The sequence below is a fragment of the Myxosarcina sp. GI1 genome (assembly GCF_000756305.1).
Taxonomy (GTDB): Bacteria; Cyanobacteriota; Cyanobacteriia; order Cyanobacteriales; family Xenococcaceae; genus Myxosarcina.
The window spans coordinates 1-10095 of the sequence record NZ_JRFE01000067.1; the positions used below are offsets into that span (position 1 = coordinate 1).

Sequence of the window (10095 nt, forward strand, 5' to 3'; positions counted from 1 at the left end):
GTTTTGCCAACCTCAATGGTGCTAACCTTAATGGTGCCGACTTCCTATTTGCCACCCTCAGTTTTGCATACCTCGGTTTTGCCAACCTCAATGGTGCTAACCTTAGTTTTGCCACCCTCAGAAATGCCATCCTCAGAAATGCCATCCTCAGAGATGCCATCCTCATTAACACCGACCTTAGAGATACCTTCATCGGTTTTGCTGAAAATCTTAGCAATCAACAAATCAAATATGCTTGTTTCTGGGAAAAGGCAATATACACCGAGGTAGACTGGAATGAGATAGAAGAAAAATTGATTACAGTAGATGAAAAAGCCAATCAAAAAAGGATTGAAGCAATAAGACAAGATAAAACTTCAGACCCAGAAACTCCTCCCGATTGCGACAAATGGAAATAGCGATCGCTCTACTGTATTGTCATCAAGTAACACTGTATCGTCATCACTACACACTTATTTTTTCCTCTTACTCCTATTACTCAATACTTTTAATATCTCTTCAACTGGGGCTTTTTCAGTGTTCATCTTCTGAATCTGCGATCGCATCTTCTTAGGAATGTAGGCACATGATTTAACCAGCCGATCGCCCTGCTCCCAAAATTCGTAATGATACCAAGTCTGTTTGTATTCAGTACCATTTTTCTTAATTACCCGCCAGTTAATGTAGCCGCTTCCCGTTCCCTTCTTCCTGCGTGACTTTTTACTAGGGGATATATCATTATCTGTCTTGCACTTTTGCTTCTGAGGAAAGTTGGGGAAAACATAGAGTTTGGGCAGAGAAACAATTCTGTCATCTACTTTTACATCAAATTCTGAGCCGCGATCGCCTACTATCAAACCCTCAAATGGCTTTTTGTGTGGTTGTTTTATCAGACAGGGCATTGAGATAGAGGACTCGACGGAGAGCGATCGCTGCTTGTCCTGGAGTGACTGTTCTACCTGCGAGATACCTAGCTCTAATTCTTCCTGGTGACTTACTTGGCTCGGTGTAGTGACATTCTTCGAGTATTGCTTCGTTAAGCCCTCGAACCAGTCTGACGGATAGCCCATTATTGACGCGATCGCGCAAGTCCCTAACTGTAAGCCATTGGGAACTAAGCCTTTGTCTTTGAACCATTTCTCGCATTTGGTCTGACCAGCAGGGCGCATTTTGGTAGAGGTCTGCCCACTCGTTAGGGTAGGAAATGATAAATAGTCTGAGTCTTTGATGACCCGCTCCAAGCTTTGCCGCCGAGACATACTCAATTTCTGTAGAATATCCTGCCAAGCTGAGTCCGCCAAGAATAGCTCGAAGTCCTCGTCTGATAACTCCTTCAGGTTGTTCGATAATACAGAAGCGGGGTTGAGCTTCAATAAGGCATCTAAGTCCCTCTCGCCAAAGAGACGAAGCTGGATGTTTGAGTCCCGTTCTGCTTCCTGCGTTACTCGTTCCCGTACAGGGGAATCCCATTGTGATGAGATCGAATGCACCTGGTTCGGGTTGGTAGTCTCTGATGTCGGAATGGATTGGTACTCCTGGGAAATGCGATCGCAAGACTGTTTGAGCGTCGGAATCAATTTCGACAAATTGAGTTGTTTGGATTCCTCCAAGTTGTTTGGCTGCCAAGGTAAAGCCTCCGATTCCTGAAAAGAGGTCGAGATGTCTGAGCATATAGTTTTTTCTTCGTCGTTGGTTTGTATTTCTTGGATTTCTTCAGTCTGTTTGTATCCAGATTCCTTTAACTCTTTTTCACTGCCAATAGAATCAATTTCCCATTCATAGAAAGAAGATTGTACGGGTGGCTCTGGGGTGCTAAATAGCTGTAGTTGCTTGTCTTTGGGAATATTCAAGTCAGTTACTCCCTCGCTGGTGGTTTAACTGCTATTATCTGCCCGATTTCATCCGTTATTAGTTCATAACTACTATTAATCAACTGAGGAGTAAGCTGCACCCTAAAAATCGGGTCTAAAATAAACTCGTTAATCTCATCGAGAGACATTTGATTTAGATGAGTCTTGCGATTCGTTTGCTGCCTGGCGATCGCTTCTAACTCGGCTTTTGCCTCTGCCTCGGCTTCTACTTTAGACACTTTGGGCATCTGTTTGACAAATCCCTTAAGCTGGCGATTGCCCAATTTTTCAGCTAATAATTCTCTCAAGCTCAGTTGAGATGCTTCTTCCTGCCAGGGATCGTCTGGTAGCGGTTCTTCTGCTTCTATTTGGGGAGGTTTAGCTTCGGCGATCGCAGTTCGAGCAGCACCATTAACCGCCATAATCTTTTCTCCCGCCGTCGCAGCTTCTTCTATCGACGGTTCGATTCTTTCTTTAGTCCAGACAGGAGTATGGGGATTGCTAACACCGAGGGCGCGATCGCGTCGAATTTGCTCGGACACGTTGACTACGCTACGCTTAAACTGTCCCCAAAAGGCTTTAGCTTGCCGAGGTTTGCTCAATATTTGAAAGACTTCATTACGAGTCTGTTCGTTAGTAGTGCTGTTGTCGCCTTTTTTAATCTTTTCGGTCAGATACTCGACAAACATCGGGTAGGGGACTCCAGGCTCAATTTCCCACTCTGGTTTAGTCGATGTACCAATGGGCAATCCTGCAATGAAATCATCCCAATAACTGTGGGGAATGCCCGACCTTAGCTGTCTGATAATGGTCTGAGCCAGACCATGAGGAGTATGGGAATTAGCCACAATGGGCAAGGCTTCAATTAATGCCCGATAGAACTGCTTGAACTGACTCTCATCCTTCCAAGGTGCTTGCCTCTGCCGTTTTGGTTTGGTTTCTTTGGTAATTTTCGGTTTGGGCTTGGGCTTGTCTACATCATTATTAGTAGAACAATTGTTCTGATTGGCGGCGGAACTAATATCTTTGGCAATAGTTTTGTTAGTAGAACTAACTGAAGTTTCATCTGGTGTTGTCGAACTAGCTACTTGAGAATTATTAAATTCTTTTTCTCGATCATTTTTTCCAGATATTTCGCACTCACAAGGGAGGGTAGGGTGGGATTTATCTTTGGATATGTTTTCTATGGAAGTATTTTCTGTTTTGTCTTGAGACAATTCACAACACTTAGTATCTTGAAAATCCTCAGAACTTAGTTCTGTGTAATTCTCAATACGGACATTTTCAGTACTTCCAGCGTTTTCTTGGTTTTCTACCTCGTCAATCAATTCTTGCAGCTTGTCATATTTCACGCTGTAATAATAGGTTTGATTTTTAGGATTCCAGTAAGGGTTGTTGTGTTTGATTTCGTGGTGTTTGACGTATAGTTTCTTTCGTTCGATTAATCCTTTCTCCAATAGTGAGGCGATCGCCTTTCTCAACTTCCACTCTGTCAAAAAGGTAAATACTTCACTCAGCCATTCCCGCAGGGGTTTATAAATCCAACGAGTATCATCAATGACTACGCCATATTCAGACAAACTCCAAAAATGAAGCTGATGCAGAAAATGAGCCTCAGCATAGTCACCAATCAGATTGATGAAAGAACCAGACAGTACAAGAGTATCAAATTTAGTCTTGAGACTTTCTATTTTGATTACTGGAGTATCGAAGATAGCTGATTGCATCACGCTTCACCTCCAGTAATTTTTTTTAAAAATCCTTTATATTGTTCAAATCTCGCTGTGATGGTGTTTTTAGAGATTTCTAGAGTCTTATCGTGGAAGAAATTGTCTGCTCTTAGTGAGAAAAACTTCTTTTCAGCCGTAGTTTGTGGCATAATTCAGATGTGGCTTAAAAATTGCATACGAAACCGCGCCACCTATCTCAATAGAGAAGGCGGTTAGGTTTAAAGGAGAGCAGTTGTCGAAGGTAGGAAATTCTGGCAACTGTTTCTGCATTTATAGGGATATTGTATAGCTTTATTTGCACTTACTATGTGTTATTCATAAATTTCTTTACTTTGTGCCATAATCTATCTAAAATTTACTTCACGAATTCTGTCTTAAATTAGTTAACATAATGACGAAGAACTCGTTTTCTGGATCGATGTCGTACTTCATCATATAGTCGAGTACGTTTACCTTTACCGATTCGGAACGTCCTTGCAAAAGTCTATCGATCGCCTCAGTTCTTTTTTGAATCCGAGAATTGGTGTAACCGTTATTGCTCATGACGATTCGGTAACATTAACTAATCCATTATTTTCTAGGTGTTGGGGAATTGGCTTATTAACACTAGCAATTTGGAAGACACCCGCATCATCAAACGCTAGATACGCTTTCTTTAAGAAACTTTTAACTCGCTGACGATCTATCGAGTCAAATTCTCTATTTTCTCTAGCCGCACCAAAAGTTAAGTTTTTCTCGTCAATGATGTTTCTGGTTCTGTTGCCGATAAACTTAGGAAAATCTATTACTCTCACTCCATATTCCTGAATTTGAGACTGAAGATATTCATTGGTATCTAAACTTTCCCAATCGTCACAAATTCCCCAATTCTTAACTAATACATAGCTTACTTGCCCTCGAAAATACTTGAAATACTGCTTCAACAGCATCAAACTATCGTAACCACCACTACAGACAAACCAGAGTACGAATTCAACTCCATCTTCGGGAGCAAGAGCAAATAGCTCATTCTTTTCAAACCAATCTTGGAAAGGATTTATTATCTGAGCGGGAAGATTTACCAAAGTCTGCTTTTTTATTGCCGTTAGGTAAATTGATTTAGCTTTATCTTCATGTTTTTCATTCTCGCTAAATATCGCTTCGCGACATCCCAAACTGCTATAAATTCTTTTAACATCGGGATTGCTACGATCCGCATCAAATAAAGCAAATTCAATTGCTCTATCTAAATGATACTGAACGGCAGTACGACAGACAAAAGATTTTCCAACTCCTCCTTTCTCTCCGCCAAATAGTTCTAACTTTGCCATAATTTTCTACTCATCTTAAATTTTTCTTACTGAGAAACCCCAAAAATCAAATCTAGATCTTTCAAATCTGCTTGCTCTTGTGAATCTCGTGCTGTAGATTCTGCTTGAGAATCAATATCTGTGACATCTTGGTTCTGGAAAACATTGTCAACGTCAACAGGTATTGTTGAGGCTAAAGATGTCGGATTTTCTGACTTTATGCCGAGAACCTGCTTCATTGAAAATAAATATTGAAGTAATCTTTCTCGTACCTCCCAATAACAACGTTCTATTTCTTCTTCTGTTTTTTGGTTGGCTTCGAGTGCATAGGGAAGTAAGGTCATCAGGCATACTTCCGCTACTTTTTTCCTTCTTTCTCTAACAGACATACTATTTAACCAATCAGCTACTTGAGCTAGGGGTTTTCCTTCACTTGGTTGCCAGCGAATTGTCAAACTACGAAGTTGGTTTTTACTTGCCATTATTAAGTTCTCAGTTTTTTTATCTTGTTTGCCTACCAAGTTTTTATTCTGCTTTTAAATACTCAAATAGACTAAAAACATCGGCAAAGCGAACTGAAAAAGCCGACTCTGTTGCAGCTATAGATTTAAACTCTAAAGCTTCTGCTACATCGTTTGCGATTCCACCATGAGCTAAGACGGGAGTATACGGTCTAGCTAGATCTATTGGCGAACAATCCATCTTTTCACCAACCGCACAGTTAAAGTAAGCTTCTATAAAGGGTTTGAAAAATGGCAACGGTCCTCCGCATACATTGAGTTCTGTCAGTCGATTGGGAAATATCTCTTTAAGAAAAAGCTTCAGCTTTTCTTCCCATTCCCTCTCTCCAAGAGTTATAGCTTTATCTAGATCTTCTATTTCCGACTTTCTAAGATTGCTATTTCTGGCTGTAGCTAGAGAGCGAATTGCCTCAAGCTCACCCCACAAAGGTTTGGGAGAATAGTATTCACCTTTGCTTGCCTCCGTTATTCCCTTGAAAATAGCGTTGTTTAGTTTGTCTCTATTTAACAAACAAGGTGCAGTTTTAATAACTCGATCCAACAGAAAGGAAAAACCCATAAGAGGACTAGCACCTCTTTTTATCTGCCCCGATTCAAAACAGAGTCCCGTCCAATTGCGATCGCCTAACATCAAAATCCCCAATCGCTGTTGTTTGAACCAATCCAAACCTTTTTCTGCAATCCTCGACACGGCTATACCACCTCCTTCTGGATAACAAAGAAAATCTTCTATCTTGACTCGGATTTTACGGCTGCGAAATTCATATTCTGGAGTCAGTCTTTGTAACTCTCCCCACAAACGCTTGCGGTCTTTATATTCGTCCCAAGGCAATAGCAATCCTAGTTGGATTTTGATTTTTCTCTTTTTTGAGTCAAAGTGTCTTTCTACTATTACTCCTATTGCCGCCATAATTTTGTACAGTGCGTTTTCATATTTGGGAACGCTTCTTCTATCTGTCGGACAAAACTTTTCCGCCATCTGTCCTACTGCTATTACGCTGTTGCCATCTCTTATCCATGCTTGTTGTTCGGGTTGGGAAAATCCTATCCAATTAGAATGTTTGAGTTGATTCTCCATTCGTTCGGATGAAACTTCGTCTATCGCTGATGACATAAATAAAGAGTTTGTTTTGTCTGTCTGTGAGAGCGAATAAACTATCTTAGTCCCACTATTACCCGTATCGATACATATACAGCAATCGACCATCTCTCTACGATTAATAAATTTCTAAAGAACGCCAATCAAATATATTACCTTTAGACTACCGATGAGTTTTCCAACCAAACAATTTAATGTAGCCTAGAATACATTTATTTTTTCACTTCCTAGAGCGTATAGAGTAAAAAAAATTGATTCGCACTATTTTTTTATAACATATACCACTAATTTTTCTTCAAGAGTTATGTATTTGCTAATATTACACAATAGTTTTTAGACACTTTTTTAACTTTTTTTTAGCTAGAAAGTGAAAAATATTTTACTTAGAGGATAAGACTGTACTCATTAAAATCGAAATTCATGCAAATAGCTAAAATTCATACTGATACGCCTTTACAGGCTACACTAATAACTCCCTTCGGTCGTCGCACAGCACGCAAAGATTTTGCTCTAACCTAGAAGCCGAAGTAATATTTAAACATAGTTTTTTGACAGTGTTTGTAAAAAAAGTAGATTTGTGAACTTGGCTTTCTAATAATAGAAAATAACTCTAGATTGAGAATATTAATTCAAAGCTTAGTTGAATTAATAGCGAAATTATTCGAGTTACAAGTAATTGCTAACCACTAAAGTGATTACTCCCAGACAGGGAGAATCTTACTATGCCCAAGAAAACTATTATTCGGCAGAAGAATCTGTCGCCAATTCTCAGTGGATGGGTAAGGGTGCGGTCAAACTCGGTCTGAAAGGTAAGATAAAACCCCAGAAGTTTAAGCAGTTACTCTATGGCAAACTGCCCGATGGAACTCGCTTTAGAACCAGAAAGACAGAAAGAGCAGGCTACAAAGAAAGAGCGGCACTCGACTGTACTTTTTCCGCACCCAAGAGCGTCAGTATCCTAGCGTTAGTAGTGGGGAGAAAAGAGCTAGAAAAAGCTCACAAACAAGCTGTCTCAGAAACTCTGGAAATTATCGAGAAAGATTACGCTACTACTAGAGTTAGTAAAAACGGACGGGTAACGGTAGTCAATACTAATAATCTAGTAGTCGGACAATTCCATCACGATACCAGTAGAGAATTAGACCCCCACCTACATACTCACTGCGTCATCATCAACATGAGCCAATATAACAACAGGTGGTATAGCTTTCGTAACGATGATGTTTTCGCCCACAGAAAACTGTTAGGGACAATCTATCAAAATCAGCTAGCTCTTGCCGTACAAAAGCTCGGTTATGAAATCGAACCCTTAGAACACGGTCAGTTTGAGATTAAGGGTTTTAGCGAGGAACAGCTACAGTCTCTATCGAAGCGGAGACAGCAGATAAAGTCGCAGCTAAAGGAAGAATCTACTTGGAAAGAAAGGGAGCGGGTTTGGGATAGAACCCGCAAGCGCAAAGGAGAAGGCATTCCCAGAGAAGAACTACGGGACTATTGGCGTAAAGAACTAGCAGATGTCACCTATCCCCAACCCCATCGAGGTAAGGGAAAAAGCCGCTCCCAACAACCGAATTTAGAACTTCTAGATCGAGCAGTTAGTGATGCTATCGAACACTGCGCGGAACGAAGCGTCGCCTTTAAGCCCCAAGCCATCCAGCAGTTCGTCTTTTCCGAGGTAGGCAAATACCAATACCGAGAATTAGAAACAGCGATCGCCACCAATAACGAACTGATTCATTTAGATAAACAAGTAACCACCCAAACCGCTTTACTTAGAGAGCTTGCCACCATCAAGCTGGTTAAAGAAGGGCAGAATCGGGTAGGAGCGATCGCTACCCCCGAAGCGGTAGTTCGCTCTACAGCAGGTTTGACGGAGGGACAGAAAAACGCCGTTACCCTAGCTGCTACTACCCAAGACCGCTTTATCGCCTGGCAGGGTAAGGCAGGTGTGGGTAAAACCTATGCCCTCAATGAATTTAAAAAACTTGCCGAAGCCAAAGGGTATACGGTTAAGGGCTTTGCCCCTTCAGCTAAAGCCGCCCAGGTGCTATCGGCAGAAATGGGCATCGAAACTACTACCGTCGCTCGTAAGCTGGTTTCTCAATCTCTTGCAGCAGAACAGTCGCAACAGCAAATTTGGATTGTCGATGAGGCAGGGTTATTAGGTGCGAAAACTGCTCTAGAGCTATTACAACAAGCAGCTAAAGAAAACGCCAGAATATTACTGGTAGGCGATACCAGACAGCTATCTTCGGTAGAAGCTGGCAATCCCTTTAGATCGTTACAGCAGGCGGGAATAGCTACCGCCTATCTAAATCAATCCCTACGACAGCGAACCAAAGATTTAAAACAGGCTGTGGATTTACTTTCAGAGGGACGAGTTACCCAAGGTATCGAGATCTTAGATGCCCACCAACGCCTGTTAGAAATTCCAGAGGCAGCAACTAGAGCCAGCCGTATCGCACGGGACTATCTAAACCTGAGTTTAAAAGAACGCCAACAGACCCTCATCATTGCTGGAACTCACCAGGAGCGAGAAGCGATTGTAGACTGCATTCGTCAGGGACTCAAGCAGGAAGGAAGTCTGAGTAGAGAAGTTACTGTTGAACGACTTAAATCTAAAAACTTAACCGAAATCCAAAAGCAGTACGCTCACTATTACCAAGCTGGTGATGTAGTTATTCCCTTTAGTAACTATAAAAGATGGGGACTGGAGAAAAACCAACAGTATCGAGTTGGGTTAGTAGAAAAAGACAGTCTGGTACTGGTAGACAAAAAAGGTAAAGAACAAAGAGTATCCCCCACTTGGTTTAAGCATAAAGAAGTCTATCGTGTCGAAGCTACCGAGATTGCCGTAGGCGATCGCCTGCGGTGGGGTAAAAATGACCGTCAGCTAAATCGCATCAACGGCGCGGAGTTTGTCGTTACCAGCATTGACGGTAACACCGCCACGATTCAAAGCGAAACGGGCAAGCAAGAACGAATAAATTTAGAAATCTCCCAACATTTAGAACGTGCCTTGGTTAGCACTACCTATAGCAGTCAGGGAGCGACCGCCGACAGGGTGTTAGTCAGTCTTACCGACGATTTAACCTCAAATTTAGAAAGCTTTTACGTTGCTGCTTCGCGGGCTAAGTACGATCTCCAGCTTTATGTAGAAAATCGCGCCCGATTTATCGAGAAAGCTAACACTAGTAAAGCGCAACTCAATCCCCTCGAACTGATTGGGGAGCATCGGCGACGGGGAGTTACAGAATCGTCTCTAGAAACAGCTACTCCCGAACCAGATTTAAACCAAACATCAGAAGTAAATTATGAGCGAAAATCTAACCCTGAAAGAAATTCTTCAAGATGCCCTCAGCCCAGTCGAACAACGCCTGGAAATTATGGAGTCGAACCAGAACGAATTGAAAGGTTTGCTGACTTCGTTAATCGATTCGCTGACGAAGCCCAAGTCGAGCGGCTTGAAGGAAGTTTTAGAGAGCTTAAACGAAACCTTAATAAGCGTATCTTGTCAACTGAGAGAGCAGCAAACCTTAGAGACTCAATTAAACGACTCGATAGAACGCTTGCAGCATACCATCGAGAGCGACAGTGGCAAGGAAAATTAGCTTCCGTTAGAGATTC

General features: G+C 41.7%; 10 protein-coding genes. 2 read left to right on the top strand and 8 right to left on the bottom strand.

All coding sequences use genetic code 11. The annotated features are described in order from the left end of the window. A partial coding sequence (locus tag KV40_RS31495) for a pentapeptide repeat-containing protein (RefSeq protein ID WP_172657372.1) occupies positions 1 to 398 on the top strand: 398 nt, incomplete at its 5' end. 54 nt (positions 399 to 452) lie between these two features. Here the strand turns inward: KV40_RS31495 and KV40_RS33925 are convergent. The 8 genes from KV40_RS33925 to KV40_RS31525 form a co-directional block, all read right to left on the bottom strand. Then, positions 453 to 881 carry a hypothetical protein gene (locus tag KV40_RS33925; protein ID WP_072013955.1) on the bottom strand — a complete coding sequence of 143 codons (429 nt, stop codon included), beginning with the start codon at positions 879 to 881 and terminating at the stop codon, positions 453 to 455. Continuing rightward, positions 841 to 1650 carry a DNA cytosine methyltransferase gene (locus KV40_RS33930; protein WP_072013956.1) on the bottom strand — a complete coding sequence of 270 codons (810 nt, stop codon included), beginning with the start codon at positions 1648 to 1650 and terminating at the stop codon, positions 841 to 843. The genes KV40_RS33925 and KV40_RS33930 overlap by 41 nt, the downstream gene beginning before the upstream one ends. A 184-nt stretch (positions 1651 to 1834) precedes the next feature. Further along, positions 1835 to 3556: a hypothetical protein gene (locus KV40_RS31505; protein WP_036489733.1), complete on the bottom strand. Its 1722-nt coding sequence runs from the start codon at positions 3554 to 3556 to the stop codon at positions 1835 to 1837. Continuing rightward, a complete protein-coding gene (locus tag KV40_RS35535; RefSeq protein ID WP_156114293.1) occupies positions 3556 to 3708 on the bottom strand; it encodes a hypothetical protein in 153 nt (50 codons plus the stop codon). Before KV40_RS35535 ends, KV40_RS31505 begins: the two co-directional genes overlap by 1 nt. A 211-nt stretch (positions 3709 to 3919) precedes the next feature. Then, positions 3920 to 4102 carry a hypothetical protein gene (locus KV40_RS31510; RefSeq protein WP_036489734.1) on the bottom strand — a complete coding sequence of 61 codons (183 nt, stop codon included), beginning with the start codon at positions 4100 to 4102 and terminating at the stop codon, positions 3920 to 3922. Then, a complete protein-coding gene (locus tag KV40_RS31515) occupies positions 4099 to 4869 on the bottom strand; it encodes a hypothetical protein (RefSeq protein ID WP_072013957.1) in 771 nt (256 codons plus the stop codon). The genes KV40_RS31510 and KV40_RS31515 overlap by 4 nt, the downstream gene beginning before the upstream one ends. A 26-nt stretch (positions 4870 to 4895) precedes the next feature. Then, complete coding sequence (locus KV40_RS31520) at positions 4896 to 5330, bottom strand: hypothetical protein (RefSeq protein WP_156114294.1); 435 nt, start codon at positions 5328 to 5330, stop codon at positions 4896 to 4898. A 43-nt stretch (positions 5331 to 5373) separates the two neighbouring features. Next, complete coding sequence (locus KV40_RS31525; RefSeq protein ID WP_156114295.1) at positions 5374 to 6483, bottom strand: ParM/StbA family protein; 1110 nt, start codon at positions 6481 to 6483, stop codon at positions 5374 to 5376. 661 nt (positions 6484 to 7144) lie between these two features. On the opposite strand from KV40_RS31525, the gene mobF reads away from it, so the two are divergent. Continuing rightward, positions 7145 to 10095: MobF family relaxase (mobF, locus tag KV40_RS31530; protein ID WP_156114296.1), on the top strand; the 2951-nt coding region annotated here is incomplete at its 3' end.